Genomic DNA, 22,552 nt, shown 5'->3' with positions numbered 1-22,552 from the left:
TTTCGAATCAGAAGTTTACGTATTATCAAAAGAAGAAGGTGGACGTCACACTCCATTCTTCAAAGGTTATCGTCCACAATTCTATTTCCGTACAACTGACGTAACAGGAACAATCGAGTTACCGGAAGGCGTGGAAATGGTAATGCCGGGAGATAACGTGAAGATGACAGTAAGCTTAATCCACCCAATTGCGATGGATCAAGGTTTACGTTTTGCGATCCGTGAAGGTGGCCGTACAGTAGGTGCCGGCGTGGTAGCGAAAATCATCAAATAATCAGATTGACAATAGAGAGTAATCCAAACCCGTCTTCTAGGCGGGTTTTTTTATGAATACAGGATTATATTTATTACCTTAAATAAGGAGATGTAAATGAAGTTTTTATTATTAAATGGTGGAAAAGCATTTGGACATTCTCAGGGTAAACTGAATACAACATTACATAACACCGCAAAAGAAACTCTGCTTGCGTTAGGTCACGAAGTGCAAGAAACCATAATTGATGCTGGTTACGATATCAATCAAGAAATTGAAAAATTTTTATGGATGGATGTGGTGATTTGGCAAATGCCCGGTTGGTGGATGGGTGAACCGTGGATTGTGAAAAAATATATTGATGAAGTCTTTACTTTTGGTCACGGAAAATTATATCAGAGTGATGGGCGTCATCGGGTAAATCCGACAGAAGGTTATGGCACCGGTGGTTTGTTGCAAGGTAGAAAACATATGTTGTCATTAACTTGGAATGCGCCGATTGAAGCATTTGAACGTGAAGGTGATTTTTTTGAAGGCAAAGGCGTAGACGGTGTCTATTTGCATTTTAGAAAAGCAAATGAGTTTATTGGTCTTTCACCATTGCCTACATTTATTTGTAATGATGTTATTAAAAATCCAAATGTGGAACAGCATATTACTGAGTATAAAGCACATTTAAATAAATTATTTGCTAAATAAAATCAGAGAGGATAAAGTCTTGAATAGGCTTTATCTTTTTTATTTTGAGCTGATAAGGAGCAAATATGAAATTATGGTATTCACCAATGAGTCCGTTTGTCCGCCGGGTTATGATAGTGTTAAAACATCACCATTTATTGGAACAAACAGAACTCTTACCTGTAAAATTATCATTTGATGCCAATTCACCGCATAACAAAGACAATCCTTTAGGAAGAATTCCCGCTTTACAGCTTAATAATGGCGAATGGTTATTTAATAGTTTCTTCATTGCAGAATATTTGGATAGTATTGGCTTACAGAAGAAATTATTTCCGCAAGATGAACATCGTTGGAAAGTATTAAGCTGGCATTATTTAGCAGACGGTATATTTGAAAATACGATGCCGATAGCTGCAGAGCGCCGACTTCGCCCAGAAAATGAGTGGTGGGTATCAAGACACCAACAAATACAAGAAAGAAATATCCGCAGTTTTCGTTATTTAGAAGAGCGAGTTGATGAAATCGGCACAGAACTTAATATAGGAACAATCAGTCTTGTGTGTTGTCTTGATTTCTTTTTATTTAGACAAAATGTTGTCGGAATTAATATAAAAGAGATTGCGCCTAAATTATCTGCTTGGTTAGAGTATATGAACACGCATTATGAAGTATTATCCTCAACTAAGCCGGTAATGAATAAATAATTTTTATCTCATTTTCAGATAAGAGATAAAAGAGAAAATACTTTTATCTCTTATTTTTAAGCAAAAAATAAATATGGTAATAAAAGAGAATTTTAGTCAATTTGTTCAACAACAGTTATTGCCTTTTGTTGAGCAATTTCCTATGCAATATATTGAAGCAAATCAGCAGAAAAAAATAGCGTTTAGGCATTTTATTCATCAAGCACATCAAAAATTAATTGTATTGGTAAATGGTCGTGCAGAAAATATTTTAAAGTGGAGCGAAGTTGCCTATGATTTTTATCAACAAGGGTTTGATGTGCTGTTATTTGATCATCGGGGGCAAGGATTTTCTGATCGTTTATTAAAAGATCGTGAAAAAGGATATATTGATCGTTTTCAATATTATTTAGATGATATGGATTTAGTGATACAAACCGTTCTGCAACAAAAAGTGTATGAAAAACAATATCTTTTAGCACATTCAATGGGTGGTTTAATTTCAACTTGTTATTTGGCTAAATATCCGCATCAATTTAATAAAGTGATTTTGTCCGCACCATTTTGGGGATTAGCGCAGAAAACAGTAAAAAGAGATGAAATTATTGTTGCAATAATGACATTACTAGGATTTTCTCAACATTATGTGTTTGGTAAAGGTGCATATAAAGCGGCTGATTTAGCAATAACACCCTTGAGTCATAGTACAGAAAGAATGGCTTTTATGAATGAAATTGCTGAAAAATATCCGGACGTTCGGCTTGGCGGACCAACATTTTCTTGGGTACATCATTGTATTATTATGTTTGCAAAATTGAAGGGGCTTATTGCTAAAATTACAGTGCCAGCTCTTATTTTGCAGGCGGAACAGGATTTAATTGTTTCTAATACAGCAATAAATGAATTTTCGAGCTATTTCTCTGATGTAATATTAAAAAATATTGAGAAATCAAAACACGAAATATTATTTGAAACAGATGAAATTCGTCAATCCGCCTTTAAAGAAATTATGGCTTTTCTTGCTAAGGATTAAAACCTCGTACAGCAATAATTAGCACCGCTAGATAGAAAAGAATAAAGCAGATTGCTAATAGATAATAGGCTAATTTCGGTTTTCTTAAATGCAGTTTATAAATTATTCTGGCTAAAATAAATAGTAATAGCGGGTAACTCCACATAAAAATAGACATATTATTAATTTCTGTCTGTGATAATGTTGGATTGTTTTTCAACGAAGGCGATAATAATAAAGATAATGGCCATAGGAAAGCCGGAATACAGAAAATAGCAATAGCCCAAGAAAATTTAGAAAAGCCTTGAGGAAAATTATTTTTTCGATTACGCATAATAATGAAATGTAGATATTAGTGATCAATGCTAGCAGTATAACGAATTTTATAAATAAGAACTAGGATTAACGTTATGTATTACCTTTTTAGTACCTCTCAGCAACAGTTGGCAATCCGATTTCAGCAGTTTATTCGACAACAATATCAACAGCAAATTGAAATAAAACAGGAAAAGGGTGTGTTTCATCTGTTTATCTCTGAGCAGAGTGAGCAAATGGTTGAGATTAAACAGGCTGCCGAGCAGTTTTTAGCGAATCCGGAGGCTGAACAGTTTTACCGCGCTGATTGGCAACAAGAGAGTCGGATCTCTTGGCGAGAACTATGGAAACCATTATTGGTAACAGGTTCTCGTTTTAGGTGGCAGCGATTATGGCAGAATAAATTTTGTGCGTTGGTGACTTTAATCTGTATTTTGGTATTTGCGTTAACTTATACCGACTGGCAGCAACAGATCTTTTTCTATTTCCATTTTCCGGTATTTCCGGAGCAACAATTTGAGCTTTGGCGTTATTTTTCGCACAGTTTAGTGCATCTTTCTCCGGTACATATTTTGTTTAACTTGATGTGGTGGTGGATTTTCGCCGGTTTGATTGAGCGCTATCAAGGCACATTTAAGCTATGCAGTCTTTACGCTATTTCGGCAGTTACAAGCGGTATTGCTCAATATCTTTCGTCCGGAGCAGATTTTTTTGGCTTATCCGGTGTGGTTTATGCCGTGTTAGGCTATGTTTTTGTCGAAAATTATTTTGATCCGAATAAGCGCTTCGCCATTCCAAGTGGATTCGGTTTGTTTTTAGTGATTGGGATTGTATCCGGTTTTTTTGCGCCTTTAGTCGGGGTTGCGATAGGTAACAGTGCCCATATCGCCGGATTAATTACCGGATCTATTTTAGCCGGCATTGATGTTTGGCGACAAAAAACGGTGAAATAATTTTTTCACAAAAATTTAATGAAAAGATATTCAATTTGGGTAGAATGACAACCAATAATTACAATAATGTGAGGCAGTTATGAAACAAGCAATACGCCACAACCGGATTATTGAGTTAGTAAAATTACACGGTTATATCAGCACAGAAGAGCTCGTTGCTGAGCTTGATGTTAGTCCTCAAACAATCCGCCGCGATCTCAATGAACTCGCGGCACAAAATCAAATTCGCCGCCATCACGGTGGTGCCGCCTCTCCTTCCAGCTCTGAAAATAGCGATTATGCTTCGCGTAAGACCTTGCTTTCTCAAGAAAAAGATTGGGTAGCCAAATGTGTTGCACAACATATTCCGAACGGTTCATCGCTATTTATTGATATCGGGACTACGGCGGAAGCGGTGGCACGTGCATTATTGAACCACGAAAATTTGCGTATCGTGACCAATAATTTAAATGCAGCGCATATTTTAATGGAAAAAGAGAATTTCCAAATTATTATTGCCGGCGGCGGTTTACGTCCGGACGGTGGCATTATCGGCGAAGCGACAATGCAATTTATTGCGCAATTCAGGCTGGATTTCGGTATTTTAGGTATTAGTGCTATTGATCGGGATGGTTCATTACTTGATTATGATTACCACGAAGTACAGGTGAAACGTACTATTATTGAAAGTTCGCGTACCAGCATTCTTGTCACAGACCATTCTAAATTTTCCCGTAATGCGATGGTTCGATTAGGGCCAATAACAATGTTTGATTATCTGTTTACTGATAAACCCTTGCCGGAAGAAATGGCAAAAGTGGTTGCAAACAGTAGTCTGGTGGTTGAAGTTTGTCCACGTCCGGAATAAAGATACTATTTTATGAAATTATTAAATAAATGGCGCAGTTATATTCAGTTAATGCGTTTGGATAAGCCTATCGGTTCATTTTTGTTATTATGGCCGACATTGTGGGCGTTATTTTTAGCCTCGAACGGTATGCCGGATGTTAAGATTTTGTTCATTTTTATCTTAGGTGTGGTCTTTATGCGTTCGGCAGGTTGCGTGATTAATGATTATGCGGATCGTCATATTGATGGCAAGGTCAAGCGGACTTCACAACGGCCGTTAGCTACCGGTGCGGTGTCAGAAAAAGAGGCAAAAATATTATTTGTGCTATTGATACTGCTCTCATTTTTCCTCGTTTTGCAACTTAATCTCTATGCGATAGCGTTGTCTGTCGCGGCGGCGGTATTGGCGTTTATTTATCCGTTTATGAAGCGTTATACGCATTTGCCGCAACTCTTTTTGGGGGCGGCATTCGGTTGGTCGATACCGATGGCATATGGTGCAACAGCGGCTTCGTTGCCGTTATCCTGTTGGTTGCTGTTTTTAGCGAATTTGGCGTGGACAATCGCTTACGATACACAATACGCGATGGTGGATCGTGATGATGATTTGCGTATCGGTGTGAAATCGACCGCCATTCTGTTTGCGGAATATGATAATAAAATCATTGCGTTATTGCAGATCGCTACCTTGGCTATTCTGGTTTATCTTGGGGTGGAACAGCAGTTGTCGAATGGTTATTTTATCGGTTTATTACCGGCGTTGGCTTGTTTTATTTATCAGTGTCGGCTGACAAAACGGCGCACGCGTGAGGAGTGCTTCAAGGCGTTTTTAAATAATAACTATGTCGGAATGTGGATTTTTATCGCCATTTTAGTTGGCATTTTAGGATAAATGAAAAGGGGATTATTTCCCCTTTCTGATCCAATAACGATACGGCGTTTGTTCGATTTCACTTTGTAACAGCGTATGTTCCATAAATTGACAGAACCCCGGAATATCGCGTGTTGTTGCCGGATCATCGGCAATAATAAGCAAAACTTCTCCATTCTGCATTTCACGAATTTTCTTTCTTACCAACATTACCGGTTCCGGACAACGTAATCCTTGTGTATCAAGTGTTTGATTAATTTCTAATTCGGTCATATGATTGCTGCTGATTATTAATAAAGGCAGTAATGATACTGCATTTTTACGCAATATGGGATAGTGGAGTAAAGAATGGAAACGTTATTTAATGCTCATTTGGCACGCATTCAGACTATTATACAGGAAGCTTTATCCAGCTGTCGGCTTGATGGTGTGTGGATTTATGCCGGTCAAGCGGATTATTATTTTGTGGATGATCAAACCAAATCTTTTCATATTAACCCGTATTTCAATTATGTTGTGCCGATGCCTCAAGCTGAAGGAAGCTGGTTGTTTTTAGACGGTTACAGCAAGCCGAAACTCTATTTTTATCAGCCGAAAGATTACTGGTATTTTGTTGAAGCCTTGCCGAAGGCGTTTTGGTGTGAACAGTTTGAATGGCAAGTTTTTACTCAGCCGCAACAGATGCAGCAAGAGGTGAATAGTCGCAAAAACTGTGCATTTATCGGTGAAGATGAGGCGTTGGCGAAATCACTCGGTTTTTATTCGATTAATGATCGTAAATTATTGAATATTTTGAATTATTATCGCGCTTATAAAAGCGAGTATGAAATTGAATGTATTTTTAGGGCACAGAAACCGGCATTATTAGGGCATCAAGCGGCTAAACAGGCGTTTGAGCAAGGGAAAAGTGAATTTGAAATTAATGCAGCGTATTTACAGGCAAGTCAGCAGTCGGATTTAAATGTGCCTTACGGTAATATTATCGCCTTGAATGAACACGGCGCGGTGTTGCATTATAATCGCTTATCTCACCAAGCACCGGAAACTGCCAACAGTTTCTTAATCGATGCCGGCGCAAGTTATCTTGGTTATGCTTCAGATATTACACGTACCTATCAACAACAAACACAACCCATATTTGCTGAATTGTTGTACGGGATGGAACAGATTAAGCGCGATATTATTGCCGATTTGTGTGTTGGGCATAACTATTTGAGCTATCACACTCAATTGCAACAACGAATTGCAGAATTATTAGTGGAAAGTGAATTAGTAAAATTACCGGCACAACAGATTTTTGATTTAGGCATCAACCGCGCATTTTTGCCGCACGGTTTAGGGCATCTTCTCGGTTTGCAGGTACACGATATTGGTGGATGGCAACAGAATAAAAGAGGGGCTATTAAACGTCCTCCGGAGGTATATCCGAGTTTGCGTTGTACCCGAGAGTTGGCTGAAGGAATGGTGTTGACGATTGAACCCGGTTTCTATTTTATTGATTTATTATTGCAGCCTTGGCGACAAAGCGAATATGCAAGCAAAATTGATTGGGCAATGATCGATGTTTTAAAAGTGTTTGGTGGTATCCGTACAGAAGATAATATTGTGATGAGAACTGAAGGTGCGGAAAATTTAACCGTCAAAATGGAACAACAATTAGGACTGTCGTAAAAGGAGAATTATGCAATACCCGGTGTTAAAGTCTGCGGTCACCTTTAGTGAGGAAATCAAAAAAAGTCGATTTATTACCTATCTACAGCCGGTATCGGGAATGGAGGAGGCGAAACAGTTTTGGCAGCAAATACGGCAGCAACATCCTGATGCGCGTCATCATTGTTGGGCTACGGTTGCCGGCACCCCGACCGATTCGCAACAGTATGGCTTTTCCGATGATGGTGAGCCGTCCGGCACTGCCGGTAAGCCAATGTTAAATTTATTGCTGGGCAGTGGTTTAGGCGAAGTTTGTGCAGTCGTGGTGCGCTATTATGGCGGCATTCTGCTTGGTACCGGTGGATTAGTGAAAGCCTACGGTAATGGCGTACAGCAAGCTTTAAAGCTGGCGGAAACTACAATTAAGATTGAGCGCAAATCGTATCTTATTATTTGTGAATATGCGCAATGGGCGTGGTTGGAAGCACTGTTGAAACAGTACGATGCACAAATTAGCTCGCAACAATTTACCGATCAGGTCAGGTTACAGCTGGCGATCGCTGAACAACAGGTAGAACAGTTGGCGTGGCACATTAATGAACGTTCCGCCGGGCAACTGACATTACAGTTATTGGAAGACTGAGATATTTTTATGAAAACATTGATTTTATATCTTACTCACGATGGGCAAACCCGAAAAATTGCTGAAGCGATTGCTGCCAAGTTAAATGGGCAATCTGTATTGGTCAATTTAGCGGAAAATATGCAGATTGATCTTACACCTTATGATCGCGTTGTTATCGGCGCGTCTATTCGCTATGGGAAATTCAGCGCTCAATTGTATGATTTTATTCAGCAGCATCATTCTCAATTACAAGCGAAAAAAGGGGCGTTGTATACTGTCAATTTAACTGCAAGAAAAGCGGATAAAAACACACCGCAAACCAATGTTTATACGAGGAAATTGTTGGCGAAAATTAATTGGCAACCACAGTTGGTTCAGGTATTTGCCGGCGCATTGCTTTATCCACGTTATGGCTGGTTTGATCGGATGATGATTCGTTTTATTATGAAAATTACCGGTGGCGAAACCGATCCGACAAAAGAGATTGAGTATACCGATTGGCAACAGGTTGCACGTTTTGCGGAGCGCTTACAGCAACTTTGAACAGACAATAAAAAACCGCCAAATTGGCGGTTTTATTTTTAATCCAAAAAAATCATTAAGCTAATTTTTTGATCTGTGCAGATAGTTTAGATTTGTGATTTGCTGCTTTATTTTTGTGGATTAAGCCTTTAGAAGCCATTCTATCCACAACTTTTTGCATTTCAACAAAAGCTGCTTCTGCAACTGCTTTATCGCCAACGGCTACTGCTGCATAAACTTTTTTGATATAAGTACGCATCATTGAGCGGCGACTTGCGTTATGTTGACGGCGTTTTTCAGATTGAATCGCACGTTTTTTTGCTGACTTGATATTAGCCAAGGTCAAACTCCCAAAATTTCTAATTAATTACACTAAAAATGAAAGGCGTAAAATATGCCTATTTTTTAAGCCTTTGTCAATCAATTTATCGCTTGATGCCGTAAATTTGCTTCGAGAGTAAGCAAGGCAATAGCTAACTTGCTTTAGTGAGACACAACCAAAGTAAGCCATTAAAAGGCGGCGTGATTTTAACAGTTTTTCCGGTGAGAATATAGCTTAAAAAGTAAAAATATATACAATGTGCAGTAATTTTTATGAAGTCAGACCGAATTGTGGTGGTTATTTTGAGCAAAGGATTATTAAAATCAGGTATCGTTGTTAGCAGTATGACATTGCTTTCACGCGTGTTGGGCTTAATTCGTGATGTGGTGATCGCGAATTTGTTGGGAGCCGGTGTCGCCGCGGATGTCTTTTTATTTGCAAACCGTATTCCTAATTTTTTGCGCCGTCTGTTTGCTGAGGGGGCATTTTCTCAGGCATTTGTGCCGGTGTTGGCGGAATATCAGCAAGAGGGAGATTTGGATAAAACCCGTCAATTTATTGCCAAAGTATCCGGCACTTTGGGGGGCTTGGTTACCGTTGTAACTTTATTCGCAATGATTGGTTCGCCTCTGGTCACTGCGGTTTTCGGTACTGGCTGGTTTATGGATTGGTTGAACGGTGGTGCGGATGCGGAGAAATTTACCCAAGCCTCACTATTATTAAAAATCACCTTCCCTTATTTATGGTTTATTACGTTAGTGGCGCTATCCGGCGCAATTCTTAATACTATCGGCAAATTCGGTGTAATGTCGTTTTCGCCGGTGTTGTTGAATGTGGCGATGATCGCCGCTGCGCTCTTTATTGCACCGAGATTGGACAATCCGGACATTGGTTTAGCGATAGGGATTTTCTTGGGCGGGCTGTTACAATTTTTATTTCAACTCCCTTTTTTAAAACAGGCGGGATTGTTGGTAAAACCGAAATGGGCGTGGAATGATGCCGGCGTGAAAAAAATCCGTACGCTAATGATTCCGGCACTGTTTGGTGTATCGGTCAGTCAAATCAATCTTTTGCTGGATACCTTTATCGCCAGTTTTTTAATGACAGGTTCAATCAGCTGGTTATATTACTCTGATCGTTTGTTGGAATTCCCTTTAGGTTTGTTCGGTATTGCGATTTCAACCGTTATTTTGCCGACCTTATCACGCCATCACGTCAATAAAGATAATATGCAAAGCGAGCAGGCCTTTCGTCAGACGCTGGATTGGGGCGTACGGATGATCTTATTGCTCGGCGTACCGGCAATGGTCGGTATTGCGTTATTGGCACAGCCAATGTTATTGGTGCTGTTTATGCGTGGTAATTTCCTACTTTCTGATGTGCAGGCGGCATCTTATTCATTGTGGGCATTCAATGCCGGATTGTTGAGTTATATGCTCATTAAAATCTTAGCAAACGGTTATTATGCGCGTCAGGACACCAAAACGCCGGTGCGTTACGGTATTATTGCGATGATCAGTAATATGGGATTTAATTTATTGGCGATCCCTTTCAGTTATGTCGGCTTGGCAATGGCATCAGCAATGTCTGCTACATTGAACGCTTTTCTGCTTTATCGTGGTTTATCGCGCCAACAGGTCTACCATTTTTCCGCACGAAGTTTATACTTTTTCTTGAAAGTGGTGATTGCTGCCGTGGCAATGGGCGCTCTGTTGTTTTACCTCACACCGGATATCACTGCTTGGCAAACAATGACAATAATGTGGCGAGTCGTTTGGTTAGCCGGTCTGATCGTAGTTGCTGCCGTCTGTTATTTATTGTCGTTGCTGTTATTAGGTATCAGAAAACGTGATTTGTTGGCACAGTAATATGAGTATTTTGCAATCTTTGTGGATGATTTTTGCCAGTGCTTCTTTTGCAGCAATGGCGGCATTTGTTAAATTGTCGTCAGAAGAAGGGGCAAGTTTGGGCGCAATTATTTTTACGCGAGGATTGCCGTCAGTCATATTGATTTGGTTATGGGTAATGCTGGATCGACAGCACCGCAGTTTTAGAACGCCACGTTTAAAATCGCATTTAGCGAGAAGTATTTTCGGTGTGATGTCTATCTGGTGCGGCTTCTATGCTTATGCCCATCTACCGTTGGCAACAGCAGCAAGTTTAAACTATACCACCACACTTTTTATCACTTTTTGGACCTTGTTGACGACAGTGGTTGCACGCAGTGCGCTACAGGTGTTGGCTGTCTGTTTGGGTTTTATGGGCGTATTAGTGGTGTTGCGACCGAGTATTAATGCACAGGATTGGTGGGCTATTGTGGTAGGGCTATTTGCCGGCTTAAGTGCAACTGGTGCAGTGCTGACTGTTAAGCGGCTCGGACAGGCGGGCGAACCGGTGTGGAGAACAGTATTCTATTTTTCTGTTTCAGTAACCGTTATCGGCTTAGTCGCGTTTTTATTTTCCAATAATTATATTGCTGATTTAAATGCCGGTTTTTATTTATTAGGCACCGGTGTTTTCGGCTTATTGGGGCAGTTAGGCTTAACGCGATCATTCAGTTATGGCGCAACGGTGTTAACCGCCACTTTGCAATATACGGCGATTATTTTTTCCGCACTATTAAGTTTATGGTTGTGGGATACAGAAATTGATTTATTAAGTTGGCTTGGTATGTTGGTGATCATCCTTTCCGGCGGCTTATGTGCTTATGCCACTAAAAGATAGGCGGACGCTGCTGTTTTACACTATTTAACAATCTGCGTATAATACCGGCATTTTTGTAACCTTTTCCAATAGCAAACAGATCATAATGCGATTAATTCGAGGTCTTTATAATTTACCCACTTTCCCTAACGGATGTGCGCTGACCATCGGCAATTTCGATGGTGTACATTTAGGGCATCAAACCATTTTGCGACATCTCAAGCAGGAAGCGCAACAATTAGGATTGCCGACTGTAGTGATGTTATTTGAACCGCAGGCAAAAGAGTTTTTCTTGAAACAGAAAGCACCGGCTAGGCTAATGCGATTGCGTGATAAATTAACCGCATTGGCTCAATTCGGTATCGATTATGTTTTCTGTGTTCCTTTCAATGCCGCCTTTGCACAACAAAGCGCAGAGCAGTTTATTCAACATTATTTGATTGAAAAATTACGTGTTAAGTTTTTAAGCGTTGGCGATGATTTTCGTTTCGGCATTAATCGTAGCGGTAATTTTGCAACCTTACAAAAAGCCGGCAAACAATATGGTTTTCAAGTGGAAAACAATGCCAGTTACTGTTTAGCACAACAGCGTGTGAGCAGTACTGCAATCCGTGAGGCGTTGGCACAGGATAAATTGGAACAGGTTGAGCAGATGTTAGGACGACCTTACAGCATTTTAGGACGAGTGGTGCACGGCAATGAATTGGGCAGAACAATCGGCTTCCCAACCGCCAATATCGGATTGCATCGTAATGTGAACCCGATTCAGGGGGTCTATGCGGTGGAGGTTAAAGATAAGGCAAACCATCATTATTATGGCGTTGCCAATGTTGGAAATCGCCCTACCATTAATAGTTTTAAACCGTTGTTGGAAGTACATCTATTTGATTTTAATGGTGATCTTTATGGGCAAACATTGGAAATTTTCTTTAAGTTGAAATTACGTTCGGAAATTAAATTCCCTTCATTTGCGGCATTACAACAACAGATTAAGTTGGATGCAGAAAATGCGAAACGTTATTTTCAACAAAATCGGCAAAAATAACGGAAAATTTTGATAACTTTGTTTGCATAGCGATCTAAAAAAGGCTATAAAAGAGCGTTTAAAGATGAAAATAACGGCAGCTCTGCCGGAAAAATTTAGCAACTTTGATTTAACTTTATTAATTACGGAATATTCTAATGTCTAAAGATACAACTGATTACAAAAGCACGTTAAACCTGCCTGAAACAGGTTTCCCAATGCGTGGCGATTTGGCGAAACGTGAGCCGGCTATGCTAAAAAATTGGTATGATAAAAACCTTTATCAAAAAATTCGTCAAGCAAGTAAGGGCAAGAAAACCTTTATTTTACACGACGGTCCTCCTTACGCCAATGGCACAATTCATATTGGGCACGCAGTAAATAAAATTCTTAAAGATATTATTGTTAAATCAAAAACTGCCTTAGGTTATGACTCTCCTTATATTCCGGGATGGGACTGCCACGGATTGCCGATCGAATTGAAAGTAGAAGGTTTGGTCGGTAAACCGAATGAGAAAGTGAGTGCGGCGGAATTCCGTGAAGCTTGCCGTGCTTATGCTAAAGAGCAGGTGGAAGGTCAGAAAAAAGATTTTATCCGTTTAGGTGTGATCGGCGATTGGGATCACCCTTATTTGACAATGAATTTTGCGATTGAAGCCAACATTATCCGCACTTTGGCAAATGTGATTAAAAACGGTCATCTTTATAAAGGTTCTAAACCGGTTCACTGGTGTTTGGATTGCGGTTCAGCCTTAGCCGAAGCGGAAGTGGAATATTACGATAAAACTTCACCGTCTATTTATGTGCGTTTTAATGCGGTGGATGAAGATGCCGTGTTGGCGAAATTTAATTTGAGCGAAAAAGGTGAGGGCAAAATCTCTGCGGTCATTTGGACAACCACACCTTGGACATTGCCGTCAAACCGCGCTATTGCTTTACATCCTGAATTGGAATATCAGTTAGTGCAAGTAAACGGTGAACGCTTAATTCTCAACACCGAATTGGTAGATAGCGTAATGAAAGCCATTGGCGCAACCGATTATCAAGTGTTGGGTGTGGCGAAAGGACAAGATCTTGAATTATTACAATTCCAACATCCGTTCTATGATTACAGCGTGCCGTTTATTTTAGGTGAGCACGTTGGTAATGATGCCGGTACCGGTTTGGTTCATACCGCGCCGGATCACGGTCAGGACGACTTTATTGTCGGTCAAAAATATCAATTACCAATGGCAGGATTAATCGGTAATGATGGCAAATTCAACAGCCAAGCGAAATTCTTTGCCGGTGAAAACGTGTTCGATGCCAACCCATTGGTGGTGAAAAAATTGGAAGAAGTGGGCGCATTGTTGAAGCTGGAAAAAATTACTCACAGCTATCCGCACTGTTGGCGTCATAAAACCCCAATTATTTTCCGTGCGACACCGCAATGGTTTATCGGTATGGAAACCAAAGGGTTACGCGCGCAAGCATTGAAAGAGATTAAAGGGGTGCGTTGGGTGCCGGATTGGGGGCAAGCTCGTATTGAAGCGATGGTGGAAAATCGCCCTGACTGGTGTATTTCCCGTCAACGTACTTGGGGAGTGCCATTAACACTGTTTATCCATAAAGAAACAGAAGCATTGCATCCACGTACATTAGAATTAATTGAAGAAGTTGCAAAACGCGTGGAACAAAAAGGTATCCAAGCGTGGTGGGATTTGGATATTAATGAAGTATTGGGTGAAGATGCCAAAGATTATCAAAAAGTGCCGGATACCCTTGATGTGTGGTTTGATTCCGGATCAACCTATTCTTCAGTAGCGAAACATCGAGCTGAATTCGGCGGTAATGACGTTGATATGTATCTGGAAGGTTCGGATCAACATCGTGGTTGGTTTATGTCTTCATTAATGTTATCAACTGCAACAGATAACAAAGCACCTTACAAACAGGTGCTTACTCACGGCTTTACCGTTGATGGACAGGGTCGCAAGATGTCAAAATCAATCGGAAATATCGTAACTCCGCAAGAAGTAATGGATAAATTTGGCGGCGATATTTTGCGGTTATGGGTTGCATCAAGTGATTATACTGGTGAAATTGCAGTATCGGATGAAATCTTTAAACGAGCAGCAGACACCTATCGTCGTATTCGTAACACTGCGCGTTTCTTATTGGCAAACTTAAACGGCTTTGATCCTAAGCGTGATATGGTTCAACCAGAAGAGATGATCGTTTTGGATCGTTGGGCGGTTGCTTGTGCATTGCAGGCACAAAATGACATTAAAGAAGCCTACGATAATTATCAATTCCACGAAGTGGTGCAACGTTTGATGCGTTTCTGTTCGATTGAAATGGGTTCATTCTATTTGGATATCATTAAAGATCGCCAATATACCACGAAAGCGGACAGTTTAGCGCGTCGTAGCTGCCAAACTGCGTTGTACCATATTGCAGAAGCGTTGGTGCGTTGGATTGCGCCGATCCTCTCCTTTACTGCCGATGAAATTTGGCAATATTTGCCGGGTGAACGCAGCGAATTTGTCTTTACGGAAGAGTTCTATCAAGGTCTATTTGCTTTAGCGGATGACGAAGAGATGAATGATGCTTACTGGCAAGAAGTGTTGAAAGTGAGAGCCGAAGTTAACCGTGTGCTTGAACAGGCGCGTAATGATAAAGTGATCGGTGCGGCGTTGGCAGCGGAAGTAACACTTTATGCAAATCAGCATTATCGTGAGTTATTGGCGAAATTAGCGTCTGAATTACGTTTTGTGTTGATTACCTCAAAAGCGGAAGTGAAATTGTTAGAAGAGGCGGACGTTGCTGAAGGCGAATTAAAAGGTCTAGCGGTGAAAGTGGTTGCTTCTAAAGATGAAAAATGTCCTCGTTGCTGGCATTATTCCGATACTATCGGACAAAACAGTGAACATCCGCATCTTTGCGCACGTTGTGTAGAAAATGTGGCAGGACAGGGTGAAACCAGACAGTTCGCTTAATTTTTAATGTTGTTTGAATGAGATAATCACTGTTAAGCATTGCTTGGCAGTGATTATTTTTATGCAAAGGAGCAGATCTCCTAAATTAAATAGCTTCTGCCGCCGTAGATGGCGGAAAGCTCAACCACAGAGGAGTTTTTGATGCAAAAACAGGCAAATGGTTTGATTTATTTATGGCTGAGCGTTGTCGCCTTTATCTTGGATTTATTCACTAAATGGTTAGTGGTTTCGCATTTTGAACTGTATGAAAGCGTCAATATTCTGCCGATTTTTAACCTGACCTATGTCAGAAATTATGGCGCGGCGTTTAGCTTTCTTGCCGATCATAGCGGTTGGCAAAAATACTTTTTTGTCTTAATTGCAGTTGTGATTTCAGCATTATTACTCTTTTGGCTGGCAAAAACGCCACGCCAAAAAATCTTGGTGAACAGTGCTTACGCTTTAATTATCGGCGGTGCATTAGCCAATATGACGGATCGTCTTTATCACGGTTTTGTGGTCGATTTTCTTGATTTTTATTGGCAAATTTATCACTATCCGGTGTTTAATGTTGCAGATATTGCAATTTGTGTTGGGGCAGGATTACTGATCCTCGATTATCTGAAGAATGAACGCAAACAGGTAAAAGGAAAGGACGAATGAAAATTATCTTAGCAAATCCGCGAGGTTTTTGTGCCGGTGTAGATCGCGCTATCAGCATTGTGGAATTGGCGTTGGAAATTCACGGCGCACCGATTTATGTACGTCACGAAGTGGTACATAACCGTTTTGTGGTGGATGGTTTACGTCAGCGTGGTGCGATTTTTGTTGAAGAGTTAAGTGAAGTGCCGGACGGATCGATTGTGATTTTTTCGGCACACGGTGTTTCTCAGGCTGTGCGCCAAGAGGCAAAAGAGCGAGATTTAAAAGTGTTCGATGCAACCTGTCCACTAGTAACAAAAGTCCATATGCAGGTCGCAAGAGCAAGTCGAAAAGGGACAAAAGCGATTTTAATCGGTCACGAGGGGCATCCTGAAGTGGAAGGCACAATGGGGCAGTATGATAATCGCGAAGGCGGCATTTATTTAGTGGAAAATGTGGAAGACATTGCCGGCTTGCCGCTTTCTAATCAGGACGATCTCACCTTTATGACGCAAACGACCTTGTCGATCGATGATACGGCAGAAGTGATTGAAGCCTTAAAAGCAAAATATCCGGCAATTCAAGGGCCTCGCAAAAATGATATTTGTTATGCAACCACCAATCGCCAACACGCCGTTAAGGAGCTGGCAAAGCAGTCTGATTTGGTGATTGTCGTTGGCTCAAAAAATTCATCAAATTCCAATCGTTTGGCTGAACTGGCTTCGCGAATGGGGGTATCATCCAAATTAATCGATGATGCTGCCGACATTGATCCTCAATGGTTGGAAAATATTAATGTTATCGGTATTACCGCCGGAGCATCCGCGCCGGAAGTGTTGGTTCAGTCAGTGGTGAATCGTTTATTGGAACTCGGTGCGACAAGCGTTGAAGAGCTGGAAGGTTGTGAAGAAAATACAGTGTTTGAAGTGCCGAAAGAGTTGCGAATTACCGAAGTCAATTAACAAAAACGATACCGTTGTTATCTTCAATTAACAACGGTTTTTTCTTTTTATTAAATGGTGTGAAATTGAATGAAGTATCACTTCATTTTTTTTATTTTTTTAAGTGATCGCTATCACAATTCTAATAATCTATGTTTTACTTCATTTTTATGGGCTTCTATACTGAAACGGATTAACAAAGATTAATCAATCTTTGTATTTTTGTCTTAAAACTAAACAATGGGGATATTGTTATGAGTATGTTATCTTATTTACAAAAAATAGGTCGAGCTTTGATGGTGCCGGTCGCCGCATTGCCGGCAGCCGCTATTTTAATGGGGATAGGCTATTGGATTGATCCGGACGGCTGGGGAAGTAATAGTGCTTTGGCGTCTTTGTTGATTAAATCAGGCGCGGCAATTATTGATAATATGTCGTTGTTATTTGCGGTCGGTGTGGCTTTTGGTCTTTCTAAGGATAAACACGGCTCAGCGGCATTATCAGGTTTAGTCGGTTATTTAGTGGTGACCACGTTGCTTTCTCCTGGTGCGGTTTCTCAACTACAAGGTATTCCTTTAGATCAAGTGCCGGCAGCATTCGGTAAAATTAATAACCAATTTATCGGTATTTTGGTTGGTATTATTTCTGCGGAACTCTATAACAGATTTTCTCACGTTGAGTTACATCAAGCATTGGCATTCTTCAGTGGTAAACGTTTAGTGCCGATCGTGGTCTCTTTTGTGATGATTTTAGTGTCATTTGTCTTGCTTTATGTATGGCCGGTGATTTTTAACGGATTGGTCAGTTTTGGTGAATCAATTCAAGGTTTAGGGGCAACCGGTGCCGGTATTTATGCTTTCTTCAATCGTTTATTAATTCCTGTCGGTCTACATCACGCCTTGAACTCTGTGTTCTGGTTCGATGTTGCCGGAATTAATGATATTCCTAACTTCCTTGGTGGGGCGAAATCATTGGCGGAAGGTAAAGCGGTGCTTGGGCAAACAGGTATGTATCAAGCCGGTTTCTTCCCAATTATGATGTTCGGTTTGCCGGCAGCAGCATTGGCGATTTACCATAGTGCGAAACCGTCTAAAAAAGCATTGGTCGGTTCAATTATGTTTGCAGCGGCATTGGCATCATTCTTCACCGGTGTTACTGAACCGTTGGAATTCTCCTTTATGTTTGTTGCGCCGTTGCTCTATTTAATTCACGCACTATTGACCGGTATTTCCGTATTTATTGCAGCAACATTCCACTGGATTGCCGGTTTCGGATTTAGTGCCGGATTGGTGGACTTAGTGTTGTCTTCTCGCAATCCATTGGCAACAGAGTGGTATATGTTGATTGTGCAAGGTCTTGTGTTTGCTGTGATTTACTATCTATTGTTCCGCTTCGTGATTAAAGCATTTAATTTAAAAACACCGGGACGTGAAGAAGATAGTGCAGATAGCGCCGGTGTTACAACGAAAAATGCCGCAAGCCAAGATAATGAACAGGCAAAAGTTGAACGCGCACAAGCATTTATCACCGCGCTTGGCGGTAAAGGTAATATCAAAGAAATCGATGCCTGTATTACTCGTTTACGTTTGATTTTAGTGGATCGTAATAAAATCAACGAAGCGCAGCTCAAAGCATTGGGTTCAAAAGGAAATATTAAATTGGGCGATAACGCCTTGCAGGTTATTTTAGGACCGGAAGCAGAGCTTGTTGCCGATCAAATGAAAAAACTCTAATCGTTAGCGTAAGATGATGAATAGCAACGTTAAAGTCGAAAGGCTTTAACGTTGTTTGCATTTAGGCAAGTGAAAAATCAATTTCACCATTGTTGCCGATAAAACGGACTTCAGGCTGTAACACCACACCAAAACGTTCGGCAACGTTATGACAAATATAACGGGCAAGTGCGACCACATCCGAACCGCTTGCTCGTTCTTTGTTAATGATGACTAATGCTTGTTTATCGTGCACCGCCGCACCACCTAACTGATAGCCTTTTAATCCGCAACGATCAATCAACCAACCGGCAGCCAATTTGACTGAACCGTCCGCTTGAGGATAGTGAGGAATATCCGGATACTGTTTTTGCAACCATTGAAATTGTTCCGCAGAAACCAATGGATTTTTGAAAAAGCTGCCGGCACTGCCAATTTTTTTAGGATCAGGCAATTTCGCCTGTCTGATGGCACAAACTTGTTGAAAAACCGCTTTAGGGGTGAGCTGTTGCGGATCTAACTGTGCCAAGTTGCCGTAATGTAAAATCGGTTGCCATTGTTTGGCTAATTTAAAATAGACCGCAATTACGGCATAGTAATCACGATATTGATGCTTAAAAATGCTTTCACGATAACCGAATTGGCATTGATCGTTTTGCAATATAAAAGTTTCGCCGCTGGCAAGATCAATCACCTCAACCGCTTGGCAGATATCTTTCAACTCTACGCCATAAGCCCCGATATTTTGCACCGGTGCCGAACCGACACAGCCCGGAATTAAAGCTAAATTTTCCAATCCGCCGATATTCCGTTCAACACAATAACTGACAAATTGATGCCAATTTTCACCACTGCCGACTTTAAAATAGTGGAAATCCGCATCGGTGTGATATTGAATGCCTTTAATGCGATTTAACAGCACCACGCCGGAAAAATCTTCGGTGAACAATACATTGCTTCCTTCACCCAACAGTAAAACCGGTAATTGTTGATGTTGAGCCTGTTGCCATAAATACGATAACTCATCAACTTGATCGACCTGATAAATCTGTTTCGCAGATGCCGGAATGGCAAAAGTGTGATAAGACTGTAAATTTGTACCAAGATCAATCATTTAGCTAACCTAATAAAATAATTAACCAGACTAGCCCACAAGTTACCATTGCCACGAAAACGGCGGCGGAACCGAGATCTTTAGCACGACCGGAAAGTTCGTGATACTCCTTGCCGACACGGTCAACAATGGCTTCTAAACCGCTGTTAAGCAGTTCAATCGCGAATACCATTAATACGGAAGCCACCATTAAGGCGATCTCAATTTTGCTCTTCCCAAGCCAAAATGCGAGAGGAATCAAAATGATAGCAGCGCCGACTTCGTGGCGGAATGCGGCTTCGTATTTAAATGCGGCACGTAAGCCCTGCATTGAATATTTTGCGGCTTTAAAAAAATGAGTTAATCCAGTGTATTTTTGCATAATGTTCCTTAATTCGTGATGCGTTTTGCTTCGATGACATCATCCAGTTTTGCCAAACGAGATAAAATTTTGCTTAACATTTGTACATTGCTGAGTTCAATTTGCATATCAATGGTCGCAATTTGACGTTTGGTGTCGCTACGGCTACTCACGCCTAAAACACTCACTTTTTCGTTGGCTAAAACGGTTGTAATATCGCGCAATAATCCATTGCGGTCGCTGGCAATAATCCGAATACCAACGTGAACACCATAAGAATAGCTATCTCCCCAAAGTGCTTCTACGATGCGTTCTGGATTGTTCGCCTGTAATTCCGCTAGCTGTTCACAATCGGAACGATGAATGGAAATTCCCCGCCCTTGAGTAATGTAGCCAACAATATCATCGCCCGGAATCGGTTGACAGCAGCGGGCGATATGATGCATTAAATTGCCGACACCTTCAACGACAACGTGTCCTTTTTTCTTCTCTTTCTGTTGCTGAATATTGTTAGCGCTTTTATTAGAGATATGTTTTAGAATCTCCTCATCAATTTCTGCATTTGATGGTTTCAGCAATTTTCCTTGGAGGAAATTGATTAATTGGTTTAATCGAATATCGCCGCCACCAATACCGGCATAAAGATCATCCAGATTACGCAAGTTGTAACGTGGCAAAGCGTACTGTTCGATCTGTTTCTGTGTTAAACCGATACGATTCATTTCACTTTCCAACATTTCGCGACCGGCAGGAATATTTTTATCGCGATCCAGTTTTTTGAACCAAGCGTGGATTTTCGCTCTGGCACGAGCGGTATGCACGAAACCAAGATTTGGATTGAGCCAATCGCGACTTGGATTTGGATTTTTTTGCGTGATGACTTCAATTTGATCGCCCATTTGTAGTTGATAAGTGAAAGGCACAATTCTTCCTGCCACTTTTGCTCCTATACAGCGATGCCCGATTTCACTATGAATACTGTAGGCAAAATCTAACGGCGTTGAACCGGTTGGTAAATCAATGACTTCTCCTTTGGGAGTGAAGACATAAACTCGATCATCAAACACCTGACTACGCATTTCAGCAAGCACTTCGCTAGAGTCAGCCAAATCATCCTGCCACGCTAATAATTTTCGTAACCAAGCGATTTTTTCTTCATAGCCGCTACGACCGGCAGTTGCGCCCTCTTTATATTTCCAATGTGCTGCTACACCAAGTTCGGCATCATCGTGCATTTTTTGTGTACGAATTTGTACCTCGATCGGTTTTCCGCCTTTACCTAATACAACAGTGTGGATAGATTGATAACCATTAGGTTTAGGGTTAGCGATATAATCATCAAACTCTTTTGGTAAATGTTTAAAATGGGTATGGACAATACCTAACGCGGCATAACAATCCTGTAGTTTCTGTACGATAATGCGCACTGCTCTAACATCATAAAGATCACCAAAAGCGAGATTTTTTTTCTGCATTTTACGCCAAATACTGTAAATATGTTTTGGTCGCCCATAAACCTCAACTTCCGAAATGCTCTCTTTAAGGTAGGCGGTCAGTTCTTGTACGAAATCTTGAATATATTGCTCACGATCTAAACGGCGTTCATGTAGTTGATTAGCAATATGGCGATATTGATCCGGATGCAAATAACGGAAGCAGTAATCTTCCAATTCCCATTTCAACTGCCCGATACCCAAACGATTCGCCAATGGCGCATAAATATTGGCGCACTCTTTCGCCGCCAACACTTTATCTTCTTCACTGACGCGGCTGTCAGCGGTGCGCAAAAAGGTAATGCGTTCGGCAAGTTTAATCACGACACAGCGGAAATCTTCCACCATCGCTAACAGCATTCGCCGAATATTATCGATTTGCACGCTATCTGAACCACGATTAGTATTGAGTTGACGAATATTGTCCATTTCAAAAACACCGTGAACTAATTTCTTGATGGTTATGCCGAAATGTTCTTGTAAATCATCGAGGGAAAGAATTTTGTTCTCAAGAAACGGGAAGAACAGTGCTGCCAACAAGGAGTTGTCATCCATATTCAATTCCGAAAGGATAGATACCATTTCGACACTGTTGGAAAGAATGTCCTGCGCGTGGTCATTATCCGCAATTTTAGGATGAAGATATTGCCACGCTTGCATCAATAAACCTCTGGTACGATCCGCTAAAGTAAGCGAATTTAACCAATCTTCAAAAACAAAATGACGTAAATTTGTTAAATGTGTTTCTCTTACTGCGACCATCTTCTTCTTCCTGTTTTATTGAAAACACTATTGCATTAATCATACCGCCCCAATGATGTGAATATCAAACTGATCGGACAAACTTTTCGCCCTCAAGCAGACACTTTTATTATCAAATGGAGTAGTTCTATTTGAGTCTATTTTGCGAG

23 protein-coding genes are annotated in these 22,552 nt (G+C 40.8%); 17 read left to right on the top strand and 6 right to left on the bottom strand.

What is annotated here, in order from left to right:
• The 4 genes from A3EO_RS12705 to A3EO_RS0105840 all read left to right on the top strand — a co-directional run.
• A partial coding sequence (locus tag A3EO_RS12705; protein ID WP_018346212.1) for an EF-Tu C-terminal domain-related protein occupies positions 1-274 on the top strand: 274 nt, incomplete at its 5' end.
• A 96-nt stretch (positions 275-370) separates the two neighbouring features.
• On the top strand, positions 371-952 hold the full coding sequence (locus A3EO_RS0105850) for an NAD(P)H-dependent oxidoreductase (RefSeq protein WP_013746115.1): 582 nt from the start codon (positions 371-373) through the stop codon (positions 950-952).
• A gap of 65 nt (positions 953-1,017) precedes the next feature.
• Positions 1,018-1,638 (top strand): glutathione S-transferase, encoded by a 621-nt coding sequence (locus tag A3EO_RS0105845; protein WP_018346388.1) that lies wholly within the window; start codon positions 1,018-1,020, stop codon positions 1,636-1,638.
• Between the two features lie 73 nt (positions 1,639-1,711).
• Positions 1,712-2,650 carry an alpha/beta fold hydrolase gene (locus tag A3EO_RS0105840; protein WP_018346387.1) on the top strand — a complete coding sequence of 313 codons (939 nt, stop codon included), beginning with the start codon at positions 1,712-1,714 and terminating at the stop codon, positions 2,648-2,650.
• On the opposite strand, the gene A3EO_RS0105835 is transcribed toward A3EO_RS0105840, so the two are convergent.
• A complete protein-coding gene (locus A3EO_RS0105835; protein WP_018346386.1) occupies positions 2,640-2,963 on the bottom strand; it encodes a DUF5389 family protein in 324 nt (107 codons plus the stop codon). The two genes, A3EO_RS0105840 and A3EO_RS0105835, sit on opposite strands and share 11 nt — an antisense overlap.
• A gap of 76 nt (positions 2,964-3,039) precedes the next feature.
• Between A3EO_RS0105835 and A3EO_RS0105830 the strand changes: the two genes are divergently transcribed.
• The 3 genes from A3EO_RS0105830 (at position 3,040) to ubiA (ending at position 5,617) form a co-directional block, all read left to right on the top strand.
• Entirely contained in the window at positions 3,040-3,897 is an 858-nt protein-coding gene (locus A3EO_RS0105830; protein WP_018346385.1) for a rhomboid family intramembrane serine protease, read from the top strand.
• 79 nt (positions 3,898-3,976) lie between these two features.
• Positions 3,977-4,744: a DeoR/GlpR family transcriptional regulator gene (locus tag A3EO_RS0105825; protein ID WP_013746119.1), complete on the top strand. Its 768-nt coding sequence runs from the start codon at positions 3,977-3,979 to the stop codon at positions 4,742-4,744.
• Between the two features lie 12 nt (positions 4,745-4,756).
• Positions 4,757-5,617 carry a 4-hydroxybenzoate octaprenyltransferase gene (gene ubiA / locus A3EO_RS0105820; RefSeq protein WP_018346384.1) on the top strand — a complete coding sequence of 287 codons (861 nt, stop codon included), beginning with the start codon at positions 4,757-4,759 and terminating at the stop codon, positions 5,615-5,617.
• A 12-nt stretch (positions 5,618-5,629) separates the two neighbouring features.
• Here ubiA and tusA read toward each other — a convergent pair whose 3' ends face one another.
• Positions 5,630-5,869, bottom strand: coding sequence for a sulfurtransferase TusA (gene tusA, locus A3EO_RS0105815; protein WP_013746121.1), 240 nt, complete (start codon positions 5,867-5,869; stop codon positions 5,630-5,632).
• Positions 5,870-5,944: 75 nt separating this feature from the next.
• Between tusA and pepQ the strand changes: the two genes are divergently transcribed.
• Genes pepQ through hemG form a run of 3 tightly spaced genes read left to right on the top strand, consistent with a single transcriptional unit; the run spans position 5,945 to position 8,414 of the window.
• Positions 5,945-7,267, top strand: coding sequence for a Xaa-Pro dipeptidase (pepQ, locus tag A3EO_RS0105810; RefSeq protein WP_018346383.1), 1,323 nt, complete (start codon positions 5,945-5,947; stop codon positions 7,265-7,267).
• A 10-nt stretch (positions 7,268-7,277) separates the two neighbouring features.
• Positions 7,278-7,889: a YigZ family protein gene (locus A3EO_RS0105805; protein WP_018346382.1), complete on the top strand. Its 612-nt coding sequence runs from the start codon at positions 7,278-7,280 to the stop codon at positions 7,887-7,889.
• A gap of 9 nt (positions 7,890-7,898) precedes the next feature.
• The gene (gene hemG, locus A3EO_RS0105800; RefSeq protein WP_018346381.1) at positions 7,899-8,414 is read left to right on the top strand and encodes a menaquinone-dependent protoporphyrinogen IX dehydrogenase; all 516 of its coding nucleotides are present in this window, start codon (positions 7,899-7,901) and stop codon (positions 8,412-8,414) included.
• A gap of 55 nt (positions 8,415-8,469) precedes the next feature.
• Here the strand turns inward: hemG and rpsT are convergent, their stop codons facing one another.
• Positions 8,470-8,733: a 30S ribosomal protein S20 gene (rpsT, locus tag A3EO_RS0105795; protein ID WP_018346380.1), complete on the bottom strand. Its 264-nt coding sequence runs from the start codon at positions 8,731-8,733 to the stop codon at positions 8,470-8,472.
• Positions 8,734-9,017: 284 nt separating this feature from the next.
• Here rpsT and murJ point away from each other — a divergent pair, with 284 nt between their 5' ends.
• From murJ to nagE, 7 genes are all read left to right on the top strand, one after another.
• Positions 9,018-10,583 (top strand): murein biosynthesis integral membrane protein MurJ, encoded by a 1,566-nt coding sequence (gene murJ / locus A3EO_RS0105790; protein ID WP_026211019.1) that lies wholly within the window; start codon positions 9,018-9,020, stop codon positions 10,581-10,583.
• 1 nt (position 10,584) lies between these two features.
• Entirely contained in the window at positions 10,585-11,439 is an 855-nt protein-coding gene (locus tag A3EO_RS0105785; RefSeq protein WP_018346378.1) for a DMT family transporter, read from the top strand.
• 85 nt (positions 11,440-11,524) lie between these two features.
• Complete coding sequence (ribF, locus tag A3EO_RS0105780) at positions 11,525-12,463, top strand: bifunctional riboflavin kinase/FAD synthetase (protein ID WP_018346377.1); 939 nt, start codon at positions 11,525-11,527, stop codon at positions 12,461-12,463.
• A 137-nt stretch (positions 12,464-12,600) separates the two neighbouring features.
• The gene (gene ileS / locus A3EO_RS0105770; protein ID WP_018346376.1) at positions 12,601-15,420 is read left to right on the top strand and encodes an isoleucine--tRNA ligase; all 2,820 of its coding nucleotides are present in this window, start codon (positions 12,601-12,603) and stop codon (positions 15,418-15,420) included.
• Positions 15,421-15,561: 141 nt separating this feature from the next.
• Complete coding sequence (lspA, locus tag A3EO_RS0105765; RefSeq protein WP_018346375.1) at positions 15,562-16,062, top strand: signal peptidase II; 501 nt, start codon at positions 15,562-15,564, stop codon at positions 16,060-16,062.
• Entirely contained in the window at positions 16,059-17,003 is a 945-nt protein-coding gene (gene ispH, locus A3EO_RS0105760) for a 4-hydroxy-3-methylbut-2-enyl diphosphate reductase (protein WP_018346374.1), read from the top strand. Before lspA ends, ispH begins: the two co-directional genes overlap by 4 nt.
• Before the next feature lie 233 nt (positions 17,004-17,236).
• The gene (gene nagE, locus A3EO_RS0105755; RefSeq protein WP_018346373.1) at positions 17,237-18,715 is read left to right on the top strand and encodes an N-acetylglucosamine-specific PTS transporter subunit IIBC; all 1,479 of its coding nucleotides are present in this window, start codon (positions 17,237-17,239) and stop codon (positions 18,713-18,715) included.
• Between the two features lie 61 nt (positions 18,716-18,776).
• On the opposite strand, the gene murB is transcribed toward nagE, so the two are convergent.
• The 3 genes from murB to relA are packed head-to-tail and all read right to left on the bottom strand — an operon-like array spanning position 18,777 to position 22,403.
• Positions 18,777-19,808 (bottom strand): UDP-N-acetylmuramate dehydrogenase, encoded by a 1,032-nt coding sequence (murB, locus tag A3EO_RS0105750; protein ID WP_018346372.1) that lies wholly within the window; start codon positions 19,806-19,808, stop codon positions 18,777-18,779.
• 4 nt (positions 19,809-19,812) lie between these two features.
• Positions 19,813-20,169, bottom strand: a complete 357-nt coding sequence (locus A3EO_RS0105745) for a diacylglycerol kinase (RefSeq protein ID WP_018346371.1) — start codon at positions 20,167-20,169, stop codon at positions 19,813-19,815.
• 8 nt (positions 20,170-20,177) lie between these two features.
• On the bottom strand, positions 20,178-22,403 hold the full coding sequence (gene relA, locus A3EO_RS0105740) for a GTP diphosphokinase (RefSeq protein ID WP_018346370.1): 2,226 nt from the start codon (positions 22,401-22,403) through the stop codon (positions 20,178-20,180).
• Between the last annotated feature and the right edge of the window lie 149 nt (positions 22,404-22,552).

Source organism: Gallibacterium anatis DSM 16844 = F 149 (assembly GCF_000379785.1).
GTDB lineage: Bacteria > Pseudomonadota > Gammaproteobacteria > Enterobacterales > Pasteurellaceae > Gallibacterium > Gallibacterium anatis.
The sequence above is the reverse complement of the archived record's forward strand: the minus strand, read 5'-3'. Positions and strand labels throughout refer to the sequence as shown.